Source organism: Pseudomonas sp. PDNC002 (assembly GCF_016919445.1).
Taxonomy (GTDB): domain Bacteria; phylum Pseudomonadota; class Gammaproteobacteria; order Pseudomonadales; family Pseudomonadaceae; genus Pseudomonas.
Genome location: NZ_CP070356.1, coordinates 477,467 through 494,746, shown reverse-complemented (window position 1 = coordinate 494,746; position 17,280 = coordinate 477,467). Strand labels below are relative to the sequence as shown.

General features: G+C 64.6%; 9 protein-coding genes and 1 pseudogene. All 10 read right to left on the bottom strand.

Annotated features, from left to right (window positions below; genetic code table 11):
* Positions 1 to 74: 74 nt before the first annotated feature.
* Positions 75 to 521 (bottom strand): YiiD C-terminal domain-containing protein, encoded by a 447-nt coding sequence (locus JVX91_RS02300; protein WP_205337841.1) that lies wholly within the window; start codon positions 519 to 521, stop codon positions 75 to 77.
* Positions 522 to 606: 85 nt separating this feature from the next.
* Positions 607 to 1,041 carry a thioredoxin TrxC gene (gene trxC / locus JVX91_RS02295; RefSeq protein ID WP_205337840.1) on the bottom strand — a complete coding sequence of 145 codons (435 nt, stop codon included), beginning with the start codon at positions 1,039 to 1,041 and terminating at the stop codon, positions 607 to 609.
* 481 nt (positions 1,042 to 1,522) lie between these two features.
* Positions 1,523 to 3,108 (bottom strand): annotated as a pseudogene (locus JVX91_RS28955) (RHS repeat-associated core domain-containing protein); the annotation flags it as partial.
* A 658-nt stretch (positions 3,109 to 3,766) separates the two neighbouring features.
* Complete coding sequence (locus tag JVX91_RS02280; protein WP_205337838.1) at positions 3,767 to 5,686, bottom strand: methyl-accepting chemotaxis protein; 1,920 nt, start codon at positions 5,684 to 5,686, stop codon at positions 3,767 to 3,769.
* A 360-nt stretch (positions 5,687 to 6,046) separates the two neighbouring features.
* On the bottom strand, positions 6,047 to 7,324 hold the full coding sequence (locus JVX91_RS02275) for a bifunctional O-acetylhomoserine aminocarboxypropyltransferase/cysteine synthase (protein WP_205337837.1): 1,278 nt from the start codon (positions 7,322 to 7,324) through the stop codon (positions 6,047 to 6,049).
* Positions 7,325 to 7,446: 122 nt separating this feature from the next.
* A complete protein-coding gene (locus JVX91_RS02270) occupies positions 7,447 to 8,907 on the bottom strand; it encodes a protein adenylyltransferase SelO (protein ID WP_205337836.1) in 1,461 nt (486 codons plus the stop codon).
* 321 nt (positions 8,908 to 9,228) lie between these two features.
* Positions 9,229 to 12,579 (bottom strand): mechanosensitive channel MscK, encoded by a 3,351-nt coding sequence (gene mscK, locus JVX91_RS02265; RefSeq protein ID WP_205337835.1) that lies wholly within the window; start codon positions 12,577 to 12,579, stop codon positions 9,229 to 9,231.
* An 83-nt stretch (positions 12,580 to 12,662) separates the two neighbouring features.
* Positions 12,663 to 14,405, bottom strand: coding sequence for a potassium/proton antiporter (locus JVX91_RS02260; protein ID WP_205337834.1), 1,743 nt, complete (start codon positions 14,403 to 14,405; stop codon positions 12,663 to 12,665).
* 128 nt (positions 14,406 to 14,533) lie between these two features.
* Positions 14,534 to 15,166 (bottom strand): hypothetical protein, encoded by a 633-nt coding sequence (locus JVX91_RS02255; RefSeq protein WP_205337833.1) that lies wholly within the window; start codon positions 15,164 to 15,166, stop codon positions 14,534 to 14,536.
* 169 nt (positions 15,167 to 15,335) lie between these two features.
* Positions 15,336 to 17,138 carry an acyl-CoA dehydrogenase gene (locus JVX91_RS02250; RefSeq protein ID WP_205337832.1) on the bottom strand — a complete coding sequence of 601 codons (1,803 nt, stop codon included), beginning with the start codon at positions 17,136 to 17,138 and terminating at the stop codon, positions 15,336 to 15,338.
* Between the last annotated feature and the right edge of the window lie 142 nt (positions 17,139 to 17,280).

Sequence of the window (17,280 nt, the reverse complement as noted above, 5' to 3'; positions counted from 1 at the left end):
GAGTTCCCTCTGTGGCGCTCCCACTGTCGCGCCACGTAGGAAATTTCACCTTGATGCAGGGCAACGGCGCGGGTTTAGCGGCTGCGCAGTTGATAGATGGCGTGGCTCTCGGCGACCACGTTGCCGTCGGCATCCTTGAGTTGCAGATCGAGCACGAACTCCGACTTGCCGTGGTGTGTGGCCTCGTCGCCGATACGCTGGATCTCCGCTTCGCTGAGCTGCGCGTCCACGGTCACGTCACTGGCGGCCGGGCGCAGGAAGCGCAGGCCTGCCTCCTTGACGATGGGATAGAAGCGCCGGGCGTCGAAACTGGTCAGCATCAGCACGCCCCCGGGCAGCTCGGCCACGGTGAACAGCGCCCCGGCATACATGTTCTGGATGTGGTTCTCGTTGCCCTTGAGCGGCATGCGCAGGCGCACGTGACCGGGTTCCAGCACCTCAGCCTTGAGGCCGGTGCGCTTGACGAAGGCGATGTGGTCTTCGGTGAGCTGGCGAATGAAGTCTTCGGGGTAGGAAGGCATGGGCGTGCTCCATTGTTTTTTGCCCAAGCCTAGCCCGTGCGTGCGGCCTGGCAATGACCGCACCGATTGACCGAAACGCTCGCCGTCAGACGCCCTGGCGCGACAGCCAGTCCAGCAACTGCGGCAGCGGCATCGCACCGCTCTGGCGCGCCACTTCCTGGCCATTGCGCAGCAGGATCAGGCTGGGAATCGAGCGGATGCCCAGGCGCGTGGAGAGGTTCGGGTTGGCATCGCTGTCCAGCTTGGCGAACCGTACCTTGCCCGACAACCGCGCCGCGGCCTGCTCGAATACCGGCGCAAAGCCCTTGCACGGCCCGCACCATTCGGCCCAGACATCTACCAGTAACGGCAGATCGCCTTTGGCCTGGGCGGCGAAACCGGCTTCGTCGAGGTCGAACGGTGCGCCCAGCACGATGGGCGACTGGCAACGCCCGCAACTGGGCGAGTCGCCCAGGCGCGTGGCGGGTACTCGGTTGAGGCCGTTGCAGTTTGGGCAGGGGATGATCAGGGGATCGGACATGGTGGGGCTCCTCGGGGTGTGAGGACTTAAGTGGAGGTGGGTCGCGAAATAGTCAAGCTGGCTGCTGTTCCTGCCTCCACGGTCGTGAGGATTGTTTATTTCAATCTAAGAGCTTATCGGGTCTGCCGGAAGTACATATAAATTCCTGCTAAAAATACTACCAAGCCGATTTTGTTTGTGATCCAAGCTATTTCGGTGGTGCTTGGCAGGATGTAATGAAGAGGGATTGTTGTGGAGAATAGTAGAAAGCCGAGCGTCATTGTCTTGGTGCTAGTGGTAAAGATATATCTATCTCTCGGGTAGGGATTCCAAACCATCAGTGTTATGCCTAGCATTGATAGGTAGAATGAGAAGATCATTATCCTTATTACAAAGTCTTTGAATTGACCTGGCTCGACATGAGGTGGTTTGAAGAATGCGGAGGTACCGGCTGCAGTGAAGAGAAGTGCTCCCACTAGCGCGAGCCAGACGTGCTTTAGAGTCAGAATGCGCATTTTACTGTTTTTAGACATGCTTTTACTCCTGCGGCAGCACCTTCTCCGATACCGATTTCCAGTGATCCAGAGGTGTCTTTTCCGTTTGTCGTATAGTCGCCAGTAACACTCGCTCCAGCACCACCGCGGGCGAACAACCCTCCGGATACATCATTGTTGACTGGGCAAAGATCCTGACTTGATCCAGACGCTGCTATTCCTGCGCCTCCTGCCAATCCAACTCCGGTGGCTGCACAGGTTTCCACAATTAAACAGATATTTCCACTGCCATTACCAGTTCCGACTGCAAGCTGGACTTTTCCGTCACCGCCGAGCCCGTTTGCGAATACGCCACCGCCGAGGCCAATTGCTATATATTCTGTTCCCATTGGGTCGATATTTCTAATTGGGTTTCCTGCTACATATCCGTAAGTATTATTTCCGCCATTTAGGCCAACTGGATCGCTTTCCACATATCGGCCAGCCTCCGGATCGTAATCCCGGAAGTAGTTGTAATGCAGCCCACTCTCCCCGTCGAAATACTGTCCCGGGAATCGCAGATTCAACACCGTCTGTTGTCCGTTCCCAAGCGGATCCTGATTCGCCGCACCGTTGCCAAAGGCATCCGACTGCCACTGCCACACAATCTGCTGAGTCGCTGAGGTCGCCAGGCGCGGCGTGTTCAGGTGGTCGCTGTGCAGGTAGAGCACGCGCGGTGCGTTGCTGCCCTGCTTCTCCACAGTGGCCAGCGGCATGCTGTCCAGCCAGAGATACGCCTGGCTGCGCTGCTGAACGCCGGCGCTGTTGTAGTCGGATTCCGCCAGCAGTTGGCCGTCAGGGCCATACAGGTAGGTGGTAAAGCCCTGGTCGGTGAGCTTGGCCACGCGCTGGCCGAGGCTGTTGTAGCGGTACTCGGCGACCTGCTGGCCGTTGATCTTCACAGTGGCCAGACGGTTCTGCGCGTCGTAGCCGAGCAGTCGGCTGGCGCGGTCCTGGGTCAGGTTGCCGGCGGCGTCGGCGCTGACGGTTTGCCCGTTGATGGCGGTCAGGCGGTTGCTGTCGCTGGCGTACTGGTAGATGGTGGTCGCCGTGGCGCCGCTCTCGGTAACTTGCCGTTGTGTGCGGTTACCCACCGCGTCATAGCTGTAGCTGCCCTGCTTGCCGGTGGTGTTCTCGCTGGTCAGGCGGTCCAGCGCGTCGTAGCCGTAGGTCAGCGTGCCCCAGAGGTTGTTCGCCAGTTCGGTGATGTTGCCGTTGGCGTCACGCTGGTAGTCGTTGCGCCACGGTCCGACGTCCTGGCGGGTCAGTTGATAGTCCTGGTCGTACTGACGCGAGAGCTGGATGCCATTGGCCCAGGTCAGTTGCTGCAGCGGACCGAAGGGCAGATAGCTGATGCCGCTGGCCAGATTGGTGGCGCTGCCAGTTGGCGTCGGTGACAGGGCTCCGTACTTACGACCGCTCGTGTGAGCGACCTGATGTGGTGCCGATTGATCCTGCGTTCTTTTCCGTAGTCTCCACAGCCCTCGCCTTTTACCGAGGGCCGCAGTTGTCGGTATTAGCGTCCGTTATCGAGTAGTTCGTGACCCGCCTGATAAAGCGAGCGCGCATCCGAAGCCAACAACAGAAGCGAACGGCTGATCTGCAGGACATTGCGCATCGGCTGGGCGTCGAGGGTGGAGAGGGAGAGGATGCCGAGAAGGTCGATGACGGCGCTCAGGCGGTCTTCGGCGGCGTTGTAGAGTTCGTCGGCGGGGGCGTCGGCGCGAAGGTAGAGCGTGGCGTTGCGGGGATGGGTGTGGTGTTGTGAGTCGGTTCCCAGGGGGATGAAGCGGTCGGACTCGGGGCGAGCGGGTGACGTAGTATGGGCGTTAGCCATGGTCAGTTCCTGCTTAGCTGATAGTGGTTAGCGGGCCCTCGGTGTTGGTAGCACCGGGGGTTCGCGTCTTTTGGGGTTGCCAAAATCCTGGGTGATCCGCGCCGTTCGGCACGTCTGGATCACGATTCTCTTCTTGAAAAGCTGCTGGTAACGTCCCGGAAAATCCAGGGATCGCGCTGCTTATGCTCGCGAAGATGACGCTATTTTACGGCTTTAAAATGCGTTGGAACCCAGCGGGAAGGTGATTCCACCGTGTCTGGCAGGGGCTTGCGAAAAGGCGGTTGGGGAAGGGGTAGGAAGGCGGGAAAAAGGTGTAGGCCCGCCTGACGTCGGCGTCAGGCGGGTTCGCGAGCAAGCTCGCTCCTACAGGGTGGGGTTACACGCGGAAGTGGCTCACCAGGGTTTGCAACTGCCCGCCCAGGCGGGCGAGTTCAACGCTGGAGGCGGCGACTTCTTCGTTGGCCGAGGCGGTCTGTTCGGAGACGTCGCGCACGTTCACCACGCTGCGGCTGATTTCCTCGGCCACGGCGCTCTGTTCCTCGGCGGCGGTGGCGATCTGCTGGTTCATCGCCTGGATGTTGGAGACCGTGCGGGTGATTTCGCCCAGTGACTCGCCGGCCTGGCGGCTGAGGGCGACGCTGCTGGCGGTGAGTTCGCGGCTGCCGAGCATGACGCTGGAGACCTGGCGGGTGCCGCTCTGCAGGCCGGCGACCAGGGCTTCGATCTCTTCGGTGGATTGCTGGGTGCGCTGGGCCAGGCCGCGCACCTCGTCGGCGACCACGGCGAATCCGCGACCGGCTTCGCCCGCGCGGGCGGCTTCGATGGCGGCGTTGAGGGCCAGCAGGTTGGTCTGTTCGGCCACCGATTTGATGACGTCCATGACCTTGCCGATCTTCTCGCTTTCCTGCTCCAGGCGCTGCATGGCTTCGGCGGAGCGTTCGACTTCCTCGGCGAGGCGCTCGATCTGCTCGACGGCCTTGTTCACCACGCGGTCGCCATCCTGGGCCTGGTGGTCGGCGGCGGAGGCGGCCTGGGAGGCCTGCTCGGCATTGCGCGCGACTTCCTGCACGGTGGCGGACATCTCGTGCATGGCGGTGGCGACCTGGTCGGTCTCGACCTTCTGGGTGTTGGCGCCGGCGCTGGTCTGCTCGGTGACGGCGGAGAGTTCCTCGGCGGCGCTGGCGATCTGGGTGACGCCGTCGCGGATGCCACCGATGAGCTCGCGCAGGCTCTGGCTCATGCGCTGCATGCTTTGCTGCAGGCGGCCGAGTTCGTCGCGGCGGGTGACCTGGACGGTCTGCGACAAGTCGCCGGCGGCGATGCGGTCGACCACGGCCATGGTTTCCTGCAGGGGGCGGGTGATCTGGCGGGTGATGATCAGCGCGGCTATGGCGCCGAGGACCAGCGCGAGCAGGGTGAAGAGGGTCTGCAGGGTGCGGGCGCGGGCGCTTTCAGCGTCGCGGCGATCGAGCTGCAACTGGTAGAGATTTTCGCTGATCTTGACGATGTCCTGGCCCTGGGTGGTCATTTCCTTGCGCGCCTGGACGATGGCGGCCATGTTGCCGCGCAGGGTGGTGACGGCGTCGCGGTAGGCCCGCAGGGCGGTGCCCAGTTGCTGGACGTACTGCGCTTCGGCGACACCGAGCACGCTTTCCAGGTTGGGCAGGCCGGCGATGCTTTCGTCCAGGCCGCGGGTTACGCCGTCGCCGTTACTGGTGAGCGCAGTGGCGAGGTAGTCGCGCACGTCGTAGCGCGCTTGCAGCAGCTCCTCGCGGGTGCCGGTGATGGCCTGGAAGCGGGTGGCGCGCTCTTCGTCGGCGGGGGCCTTGAGGATGTCCTGCTGGATGGTGGCGGTCAGTTCGGCGGCGCGGGCGGCGTTGTCCTGCAGGGTGCGGCGGGTGATGCCGGCGCTCTGGTAGCCAGCGCGCATGGCGGCCAGGGATTTTTCATAGTCGGCGATGATGCCGCCGAGCTGGTCGAGCATGCGCACGTTCTCGGGGCTGACGAAGGAGGCGCGCAGCTTCTGCTGTTGAGCCTTGAAGTCGGCCAGGGTGGACATGACGTTGGCGGCTTCCTGCTCGGCGCCGTCGGCGATCATGTATTGCAGGCGGGTGATGCGCAGCTTGGTGAGGCGCGAGTTGAGCTCGGTGATATCGCTCATCCAGTTGCTGCGGTCGATCAGCGAGCCTAGGCCGACCCAGCTGACGATGGCGAGGATGGCGGTGAAGGCGAGGACGAGGCCGAAGCCCAGGGCCAACTTGAGGTTCACGCTCAGGTTGGAAATCCAGGTGTTCATTGACGATCTCCAGGAAAGGTTGTGTGAAGTCAGGCCGTTCGGAGATTGTTCTTGTTGGTGGCCAGGGTGGCGAACCACGTCCCAGCCCTATCGGCAGGATCGGGCGGAACCGTATGGTCACGGGCGAAAAAAGTTATCCGCCGGCCGGCGCCTGGAAGGCGGGTCGGAAAGGAATGGGCAGGGGAAAGGCGGACGAAATCCCTGTTCGCTGGCGTGTCGCGCGCTGGCTTGCGGCGCTGCGCGGCATTTTACGGAAAGGCAGGCGGGCTCGTCTGCAAGTTGATGGCAAAGAGATATTACTGGCATTTGCTGAAGCGCGAATGAGGCGCCGGTGTGGCGCCTCATTCGGCTAGTAAGGGATCAGGCCTTGGCAGCTTCCAGCGCCTGGGCGAGATCGGCAAGGATGTCGTCGATGTGCTCGATGCCAATCGACAGGCGCACCATGTCGCGCGGCACGCCGGCCTTCTCCAGCTCCTCGTCGTTGAGCTGGCGGTGGGTGGTGGAGGCCGGATGGCAGGCCAGGGACTTGGCGTCGCCGATGTTGACCAGGCGCACGACCAGGTTCAGCGCGTCGATGAAGCGCGCGCCGGCTTCCTGCCCGCCCTTGATGCCGAACGAGAGGATCGACGCGGGCTTGCCGCCCATGTAGCGCAGCGCCAGTTCCTGTTCGGGGTGGTCGGCGAGACCGGCGTATTTCACCCAGCTGACTTGCGGGTGGTCCTGCAGGTATTGCGCGACTTTCACCGCGTTCTCGCAGTGGCGCTCCATGCGCAGGGCGAGGGTTTCCAGGCCTTGCAGGATGAGGAAGGCGTTGAACGGCGAGAGCGCGGCGCCGGTGTTGCGCAGCGGCACGACGCGGCAGCGGCCGATGAAGGCGGCGGGACCGAAGGCTTCGGTGTAGGTGACGCCGTGGTAGGACGGGTCCGGTGTGTTGAGCAGCGGGAAGCGCGCCTTGTTGTCCGCCCAGGGGAATTTGCCGGAGTCGACGACGATGCCGCCGATGCTGGTGCCGTGGCCGCCGATGTACTTGGTCAGCGAGTGCACGACGATGTCCGCGCCATGTTCGAACGGGCGGCAGAGGATCGGCGTGGCGACGGTGTTGTCGACGATCAGCGGCACGCCGTGGCGGTGCGCGGCGTCGGCCAGGGCCTGCAGGTCGACGATGTTGCCGGCCGGGTTGCCGATGGACTCGCAGAATACCGCCTTGGTGCGCTCGTCGATCAGCGCTTCGAGGGCGGCGATGTCGTCGTGCGCGGCGAAGCGGGTCTGGATGCCGAAGCGCGGCAGGGTGTGGGCGAACAGGTTGTAGGTGCCGCCGTAGAGCTTGGCCACCGAGACGATGTTGTCGCCGGCTTCGGCGACGGTCTGGATGGCGTAGGTGATGGCGGCCATACCGGAGGCCACGGCCAGGGCTGCCACGCCGCCTTCCAGTGCGGCCACGCGCTCCTCCAGCACCGCGTTGGTGGGGTTCATGATGCGCGTGTAGATGTTGCCGGCGACCTTCAGGTCGAACAGGTCAGCGCCGTGCTGGGTGTCGTCGAAGGCGTAGGAGCTGGTCTGGTAGATCGGCACGGCCACGGCCTTGGTGGTCGGGTCGGGGCTGTAGCCAGCGTGAATGGCGAGGGTTTCCGGTTTCATTGTTCGAGCATCCTTGTGGCAGAAAGGCCCGAGGATGCGAGCGGCGACCGCGCCCGGTCAATGACCGGGCGCAATGTCGTCGGGGCAGTGCTAGATCGCTTTTGGCTGAGCTTATAACCGGCTCAGGAGGAACAACTGATCTCCAGATGCCTGCCCCAGTCCGGCGGACGGCGGGTGAAGACCTCGGCATCGGGCTGCTCTTCGAAGGGCCGGCTGAGCACTTCGTGCAGGCGCCGCACCACGCTGTAGTCGCCCTGCTCGGCGGCCGTGATGGCTTCCTGGGCGAGGTAGTTGCGCAGCACGTAGAGCGGGTTGGCGGCGTGCATGCGCGCACGGCGTTCGTCCTGGCTGCCGCCTTCGCGTTCGACGCGGGCGCGGTAGTCGGCGGCCCAGGCGTCGAAGCCGGCGAGGTCGACGAAGTCTTCGCGCGCCACGGCCAGCGCCTGTTCCGGTGCTTGATCGCCGAGGCGTCGGAAGAACAGCGAGTAGTCCACCGCGCCTTTCTGCATGGTTTGCAGCAGGCGTTGCACCAGTTCCAGGTCGCCATCCTCGGTAGTGATGAGGCCCAGGCGGCGACGCATCAGGTCCAGGTAGTGCGCCTGGTACAGCGGCAGGAACAGGTCCAGCGTGGCGCGCAGGTCATCGACTTCGACGAAGTGGGTCAGCGCCTGGCCGAGCGCGGCGAGGTTCCAGTGGGCGATGGGCACCTGGTTGCTGAAGGAGTAGCGGCCGGTGTCGTCGGAGTGGTTGCAGATGTGGTTGGCGTCGAAGTCGTCGAGGAAGGCGTAGGGGCCATAGTCGAAGGTGATGCCGAGGATCGACATGTTGTCGGTGTTCATCACGCCGTGGCAGAAGCCGTAGGCCTGCCAGTAGGCGATCATCTGCGCGTTGCGCTCGACGACTTCGCGGAAGAAGGCGAGGTAGGGTTTCTCGTCCTGCAGGCAGTCGGGGAAATACTCGTGCAGGACGAACTCGCCGAGCGTGTTCAGGTGCTCTTCCTGCTTGGTGTAGTAGAAGTATTCGAAGTGACCGAAGCGCACGTGGCTGGGGGCCATGCGCAGCAGCATGGCGCCGGTTTCCTTGGTCTCGCGCCACACCGTGGTGCTGGAGCCGGTGACGCACAGGGCGCGGCTGCTGGGGATGCCGAGGGCGTGGAGGTATTCGCTGGCGAGGAATTCGCGGATCGACGAGCGCAGCACGGCGCGGCCGTCGCCCATGCGCGAGTAGGGCGTTTGCCCGGCGCCCTTGAGGTGCAGGTCCCAGTGCTGGCCGGCGTCGTTCACCACTTCGCCCAGCAGCAGGCCGCGGCCGTCGCCCAGGCGTGGGTTGTAGGAGCCGAACTGGTGACCGGAATAGACCATGGCGCGCGGCTGCGCTTCCGACCAGAGCTTGTGGCCGGCGAAGATTTCGGCGAAGACCGGGTTGTCCGCCTCGCTGGGGTCGAGGTCGATAAGCGCCATGGCCGAGGGACTGGCGACGACCAGATGCGGATCGGCGATGGGGTCGGGCAGGACTTCGGTGGAAAACACGTCGCCCAGGCGGGCGAAGCGGTTATCGAAGGTCAGTTCGTCGAGCTTTTTCACACGCATCTCCAATAGGGCCTGTTCCCGTTTCGGCGCGACCGCGACGGAGCCATTTTTTGCGCGGGGTTAGGCGCGAGGAGGGTGGTTTGGTCATTCCAAATGAACGACGAGTAACGCAGCACCGCGCAAAAAAGGGCCCGTCCCTTCGGGTTGCGCGTCAAATGGCGCCATGCGTCGTTGCGGGACTTGGAAAGGGAATGCCATTCCCTGCGTCCCCCGCCTAGCCTGGCGCCATTTGACGCGGCAACGCGGCTCGCGCCGAAACGGGAACAGGCCCTTCGTCGGAGCATTGTGCTCGGACTTGTCCGAAGGCGTCCAGCCTCAGGCCTTGTCGCTGTCGGGCTTGGCCGGCAGCTTCACCGGTGTGGCGGCGGGTTGCTGCTGCCCGACGATCACCTGGGCTTCCTGGCCCTGGAAGTTCTTCAGGAACACGTCGACCTGGTTGAACGCCATGTCGATGCCGGCCTCGCGGAAGGCCAGGGCGATGCGGGTGAGGGTTTCGTCCACCGCCGGGTTGCGGTCGCCCAGCTCGCGCACGTGGAAGCGCAGTTCGTAGTCGAAGGTGCTGGCGCTGATGGTGGTGAAGTACAGCACCGGCTCCGGGTCGCGCAGGATGCGCGGGTTGGCGTGGGCGGCGTCGAGCATGATCTTGCGCGCCAGCGGCAGGTCGCTTTCGTAGGCCAGGCCGATCTTGATGGTCACCCGCGTCACGGTATCGCTCAGCGACCAGTTCACCAGTTGCCCGGTGATGAAGGTCTGGTTGGGAACGATGATTTCCTTGCGGTCGAAGTCGGTGATGGTGGTGGCGCGGATGCGGATGCGGCTGACGGTGCCGGACAGCGCGCCGATGGTCACCACGTCGCCGATGCGCACCGGGCGTTCGAAGAGGATGATCAGGCCGGAGACGAAGTTGGAGAAGATCGCCTGCAGGCCAAAGCCCAGGCCGACCGACAGCGCGGCCACCAGCCATTGCAGCTTGTCCCAGCTCACCCCGAGGGTGGACAGCGCGCTGACGATGCCGACGCCGCTGATGGTGTAGGAGAGCAGGGTGGTGATGGCGTAGGCGCTGCCCTGGGCCAGGGTCAGGCGTTGCAGCACCAGGACTTCGAGCAGGCCGGGCAGGTTGCGCGCGAGGGCGACGGTCACGGCGGCGATCACCAGGGCCATGAGGAAGTCGCTGAGGCTGATGGGCGTGGTGGAGGCCGCGTCGCCTGTGCCGCTGGTGTATTGGTAGAGGGTTACGTTGTCGAGGTAGGAGACCACGCTGATCAGGTCGGCCCAGACCCAGTACAGGGTGACCACGAAGCCGATCAGCAGGCCCAGGCGGATCAGGCGCATCGACTGTTCGTTGATCTGCTCGATGCCCAGGGTCGGTTCTTCCACAACGACTTCGGCGCCTTCGATGCCTTCCTTGGGCGCGTTCTGGCGCTTCGACAGTGCGCGCTGGTATGCCAGGCGACGGGCGGCGACGCCCATGCCGCGGACGAAGGTGGCTTCCACCACCATCCAGAACATCAGCAGGAACAGGGTGTCGATCAGCCGGTCGGTGAGCTTGAGCGCGGTGTAGTAGTAGCCGAAGCCCACGGCGAGGAACAGCGCCACCGGCAGGGCGGTGAAGCCCAGGCCGACGATCATCTTGATCATCGACGGACGCTCGCTGGAGGGGCTGTTGAACAGTAGTTGGGCGAGCAGCCAGGTCATGGCGCCGTAACCGAACAGCACCACGGCGATGCCGATCACGTCGTCAGCCAGGGATGCCGGCTGGTGCTCGGCGACGGTGACCACTGCGACCAGCGACATCACCACCAGGCCCAGTCGGCGCATCAGCTTGCCGAGGAATTGCACCTGCGCCTGGCTCCAGTGGAAGTGCCGCTCGGCGATGCCGCCGGGGCGCAGGATGCGGTGGGCGGTGTAGAACACCAGCCAGACTTGCGCCATTTCCAGCAGCGCGCTGCCCAGGGTGGCGTTCTGGCCGCGGGCGTCGAGCAGCAGGGCGAGGCCGCCGATGGCCAGCGCGAGGGTGCCGGGCAAGGCCAGCAGCACGGCCAGCAGCAGGGCGAGCGGGGTGTGCGCCTGGCTGTCACGCTTGAAGTGGCCGATGTCGTCGTTCAGCGATTCGAGTTTGTCGTAGAGGAACTTGCGCTTCCACAGCAGGCCGGCGACCAGCAGGAGCAGCGGCAGGAACAGGAACGGCCGGTCGATCAGGCCTTCGCCCAGCTCCTTCACGCCCGAACCCCACGGCACTTCGGACAGCTGGTGGTGCAGGAGCTGCGGGGTCATCTTGAACCAGGACAGGTCCAGCGGGCGGTTGCTGGGAATCCAGAACATCTGCTCGTCGAGGGTGGCGCGCAGGCTGTCACTGGTTCCCTTGAGCTGCTTCTGGTTCAGCTGCAGGGTGATGGCTTCGTTGAGCAGCGCGTTCAACTCATGGTTGAGGCGCTCCATCAGCTCCAGGCGGGTGTCGACCAGCTCGCCGAGGTCGTGGCGCAACTGCGGCGTGACGCTTTCCTGCGGTTGCTGGGCCAGCAGGTTGTCGAGGTAGACCTGGGTGTTGTTGATCTCGTCGCGCTTCTGGTTCAGCTCGAACTGGTACAGGCGCAGGTCGGCGATTTCGTCGGCGAGATCCTGGTCGGTCTTGATCACCGGCAGCGATTGCTTCTGCTGGTAGAGGATCTTCGACAGCAGCAGGCTGCCGCGCAGGACGTTGATCTGCTCGTCCAGGGCCTGTTCGCCCTGGGTCAGGTTGTCCAGTTGCTGCTTGGCTTCCAGGTTGCGCCGGGTGAGCGTGTTGAGGCGGTCGGTGGTGCGCAGCAGGTAGTCGGAGAGCTTGAGGTTGGCGGCGCTCTGCTGGCTCAGCAGGCTGTCGGTGCCGGCGGCCTGGCTGTCCTTGGACAGCTCGGCGACGGTTTTCTCCGACTGCTCGCGCCGTTTGTCGCTGATCATTGCCTGCAGTTCGAGGGTTTCGCGCTCCTCGCGGCCGATCCGCTCGGCCAGTAGGTCGCGCTGACTGGAGGCGAGATCGAGCAGCAGGTTGTTGCCGGCCAGTTGCTGGCGCAGCAGGAGGTTCTGCGAGATGAGCATGGCCTGTTCGGCCAGCAGCTCGTTACGGCGTTCGTCGGCGATCGGCTTGGCGCCTTCCTTTCCGGCCTTGATCAGGCCGGTGATTTCCAGCAGGCGTGTCTGGTTCTTGCTCAGGTCGGCCTGGGCTCGCTCCGGACGGGTCTGCGCGGTGAGGATGTCGCTCTTGGCGTCGACCATCTCCTTCTGCCAGGCGGCGAGCTGGGTGGACTGCTCGTTGAGGAGCATTTCCAGCTGGGTGGTGCTGGAGTCCTTGTAGCGTTGGGTGGCGGGCTTGTCGCTGCTGCCCTTGAGGCGGCTGAGCGCCTTCTGGTTCTCGTTGATCAGCTTGGGAGCATCGGCCAGGCGGCCCTTGAGCTCGCTCAGCTGTTTCTCGCTGTCGGCCTTGGCCGCCAGAAGCTTCAAGGTGTTTTCCAGACTGGCCTTGATCGGCTTGGCCTCGGCATCGGCCAACTTGCGGTCGGCGAGGCTGTCCAGGCTCTGTTGCACCTTTTCGGCGCTTGGCGGAGTCATGTCGGCGGCCAGCACAGGCAGGCCGATGAAGGTGCCGCCCAGCAGGACGGCGGTCAGAAAGGTACGCAGCAGGAATGACATGGTCGCGGGCGGCGGCTCGTGCGGAAAGTGGGCAGAGGGTAGTGCTGGCGGGCCGGCGCCCGCAAGCGGGCACCGGTAGGCGGTCAGAGGAACAGACCGGGGCCGGGACGGCCTTCCGGGAATTTGACCCCGACCTTGCGGATCTTGTTCCCGTCCAGGGCAGCGACGGTCCAGGTCAGACCGTTCCATTCCACCTGGTCGCCGATGATCGCCTGGCCGCCGATCTCGTGGGCGATGAAGCGGCCCAGGTTCTGCTCGCCGTCCACGCCTTCGAGCTTGAGGCCGTAGAGCGAGGCCACGGCAGCGAGTTGGGCATCGCCTTCGAGGACGAAGTCGCCGAAGAAGCGCGCGCTCAGCCCGCGATCCGGCGCCTGGCTGAACAGTTTGCCCAGCGGCGAGAGGTCGTGCTCGTGGCCGATCACGCAGAGGATGTCGTCGGCTTCGAGGATGGTACTACCGGACGGGTGGAGCAGTTGGGTGCCCCGGAACAGTGCGGCGATGCGGGTGCCTTCGGGCATCTTCAGCTCGCGCAGGGCGGCGCCGATGCACCACTTTTCCTTGCTCAGGTGGTAGACGAACAGCTCCCACTCGCTGGTCGGGTGGACTTCCAGGCCGGCGCGGGAGATCGGCGCCGGGTCCGGCGGCACTACCACGCGCAGCAGCTTGGCGGCCCAGGGCAGGCTGGTGCCCTGTACCAGCAACGAGACCAGCACGATGAAGAAGGCCACGTTGAAGAACAGCTGGGCGTTGGGCAGCCCGGCCATCAGCGGGAACACCGCCAGAATGATCGGGACCGCGCCGCGCAGGCCGACCCAGGCGATGAAAGCCTTCTCGCGGCCATGGAAGGCGCGGAACGGGAACAGGCCGACCAGCACCGACAGCGGGCGGGCGAAGAGGATCATCCACAGCGCCAGGCCCAGGGCGGGCAGGGCGATGGGCCAGAGGTCGTGGGGCGTGACCAACAGGCCCAGCACCAGGAACATGCCGATCTGCGCCAGCCACGCCATGCCGTCGAGCATGTGCATGATGCCGTGGCGCGAGCGGATCGGCTGGTTGCCCAGCACCAGGCCGCACAGGTAGATGGCGAGGATGCCGCTGCCGTGCACGGCGTTGGCCACGGCGAAGATCAGCAGGCCGCCACTGATGGCGAGCAGCGGGTACAGCCCGTTGGCCAGGTGGATGCGGTTGATTACCTGCAGCAGCAGCCAGCCACCGCCCAGGCCGAGCACGGAGCCGATGCCGAACTCGCGCAGGAAGTGCCAGAGGAAGCTCCAGGACAAGCCGCTTTCGCCGTGGGCGAGCATGTCGATCAGGGTGACGGTGAGGAACACCGCCATGGGGTCGTTGCTGCCCGACTCGATTTCCAGGGTGGCGGTGACCCGTTCGTTCAGGCCTTTGCCGCCGAGCAGGGAGAACACCGCCGCGGCATCGGTGGAGCCGACGATGGCACCGATCAGCAGGCCTTCCATCCAGCTCAGCTTGAACAGCCAGGCGGCGGCGACACCGGTCAGCCCTGCGGTGATCAGCACGCCGGCGGTAGCCAGCGATAGCGCAGGCCACAGCGCCACGCGGAAGCTCGACACCCGCGTGCGCAAGCCGCCGTCCAGCAGGATCACGGCCAGCGCCAGGTTGCCCACCAGGTAGGCCATGGGATAGTTGGAGAAACCGATGCCGCCGGGGCCGTCGGTGCCCGCGATCATGCCGACGGCGAGGAAGATGACGAGGATCGGGATGCCCAGGCGCGAGGACAGCGAGCTGACCAGGATGCTCATGCCGATCAGCACAGCAGCGATCAGGAAATAGCTGTTGATGGCCACGGCATCCAAAGTGTCGATCTCCTGGGAAGTAGGGGAGTGGCGACGCTACGTGGAATCGGATGCAGGCCGCATGCCAATCGATTCTAACCTGCGGATTTACAAGGCTGTCAAAGGTTTGTTGAGGCCTGCTCTACAGTCTACTGGGGCCACGGAAGGGCAAGCTGCCAGCGAGGTGCCGCATCGCTGAAGGAGAGCAGCGCTGGCGCCCATCGGGAGGTATTTTCCGCCCCTTCGCTGGCCGCCTGCAGGCAGGCCACGCGGTCACTTTGCAGGATGGCGCTGGCCTGGGACAGTTCGCTGTGCAGGTCGTTGTGATCTTGCCCGTTCATGGCACGCAGGCGCACATGCCAGAGGTGCCTGGCGGAACTGCCGGCGACGCCGCAGCTGCCCAGCGGCTCGTAATAGGACGAACCGAACTGTGCGTAGCCGGAATTGACCAGTGCGTTGAAGTAGCGAGCCTGCGACAGGATGGACTGGTTATCGCCGCCGCGCAGGACGGCCTGGCCGTCGGCGCCGGCCTTGTCGATGGCCGTGAGGTAGTCGTTGGCGTGGCGCAACGCTTCGTCTCCGGGCTCGACGTAGATCGGGGTGCTGCTCATCAATGGCGAAAGGGCCCTGGACGCGCTGTCACCGGCTGGCGCGTCGGAGGAGCGTGGTTGTACCAGGCGGGTAGTGCAGGTCAGCGCCGTGGCGATAGCGAGCAACGGCAGTAGGACCTTCAGGCGGAAGGGCTGGAGGTACCAGCGGGAGATCAATGGGTATCTGGGCATGCTGTCGAATGGCCAAGGTTGCGCGGGCGTCATTCAAGGGCATTGCCTGGATGTGCTCCATCGGCGGAGTTGGCAGCCTGTGTCGGACTCTTCCTGGATTTTCATCGCCTTTCTACCAGGCATAAAAAAGCCCCGGACGTGACCGGGGCGAAAGGGACATACGGGACGCTTAGAACCAGGCGTCCTGCATGGTGGAACAGGTGTCGTCGCGGGCTTCGAGCAGGGCCAGGTCGTGGTGGCAGGACGGCACTTCCCAGGTCAGGAAGTAGCGCGCGGCCTGCAGCTTGCCGCGGTAGAAGTCCGTGTCGGCAGCGTTGCCGCGCGCCAGGCCTTCCTCGGCGCGAATCGCCTGCTCCAGCCAGCGCCAGCCGATCACGGCGTGGCCGAAGACCTTCAGGTACAGCGCGGAGTTGGCCAGGCCCTGGGCCACGCGGCCCTGCATCAGGTCGCCGAGCAGGCTCAGGGTGGTCGCCGAGAGGCGTGCCATCAACTGCTCCAACGGCTCGCGCAGCTTGTCCAGCGAGGCGTGTGCCTGGGCGCGCTCGCAGGCCTGGTTGATCAGGCGGGTCAGTTGCTTGAGGCCGGCGCCGTTGTTCTGCGCCAGCTTGCGGCCGAGCAGGTCCAGCGACTGGATGCCGTGGGTGCCTTCGTGGATCGGGTTCAGGCGGTTGTCGCGGTAGTACTGCTCCACCGGATATTCACGGGTGTAGCCGTGGCCGCCAAGGATCTGGATCGCCAGTTCGTTGGCCTTCAGGCAGAACTCCGAGGGCCAGGATTTGACGATCGGGGTGAGCAGGTCGAGCAGCTCGTGGGCCTGCTTGCGCTCTTCCTCTGTGGGCAGGGTTTCGCAGTCGTCGACCAGGCGCGAGGCGTACAGGCCGAGGTCGAAGGCGCCCTCGACGTAGGCCTTCTGGGTCAACAGCATGCGCTTGACGTCGGTGTGCTGGACGATGGACACCGGCGCCGAGGTCGGGTCCTTGGCGTCCACCGGGCGGCCTTGCGGACGTTCGCGGGCGTATTCCAGGGAGTACAGGTAGCCGGCGTAGCCGAGCATGATCGCGCCCATGCCGACGCCGATGCGCGCCTCGTTCATCATCTGGAACATGTAGGCCAGGCCGTGGTGCGGCTTGCCGACGAGGTAGCCGACGCACTCGCCGTTGTCACCGAAGTTCAGTGCGGTGGAGGTGGTGCCGCGCCAGCCCATCTTGTGGAACAGGCCGGCCAGGGTCACGTCGTTGCGTGCGCCGAGGGAGCCATCGTCGTTGACCAGGAACTTCGGCACGATGAACAGGCTGATGCCCTTCACGCCGGGCGGGGCATCCGGCAGCTTGGCCAGGACCATGTGCACGATGTTGTCCGACAGCGGGTGGTCGCCGCCGGAGATGAAGATCTTGTTGCCCTTGATCCGGTAGCTGCCGTCGGCGGCCGGTTCGGCGCGGGTGCGGATGTCCGCCAGGGACGAGCCGGCGTGGGGCTCGGTCAACGCCATGGTGCCGAAGTAGCGCGCCTCGATCATCGGCTGGAGGAACAGACGCTTCTGCTCGTCGCTGCCGAAGGTCTCGATCAGGTGGCTGGCGCCCATGCTCAGCATTGGATAGGACGAAGTGGCGATGTTGGCCGACTGGAAGTGCGCGAAGCAGGCGCGCGACAGCAGGTGCGGCAACTGCATGCCCCCCTGTTCGAAGCTGCGCGAGGCGTTCTGGAAACCGGCTTCGTTGAACGCATCGACCGCCGGTTTCACTTCCGGGATCAGCACCGCGCCGCCGTCGACGTACTGCGGTTCGTTCTCGTCGTTCTTGCGGTTGTGCGGGGCGAACAGTTCTTCGGCGATGCCGCGCGCCGTGGACAGGGCCGCATCGAAGGTCTCGCGGTTGTGGTCGGCGAAGCGTTCGCGCTGGGTCAGGGCCTCGGCGTCGAGCACTTCGTAGAGTTCGAAAGCGAGGTTGCGGGAGCTGAGCAGGGTCTCGGACATGGATCGACCTCCGTGGGAATCGCCGCAGTCTAGTCTGGTGAATGAAGCGCGCACAGAATCATCCATGAGCGTGATAAAGGGCTAAAACGCGCCGATTCCCGGTCGCGCCCGCAACGCCATGCCGGCTCGCGCCAGGCGGCCA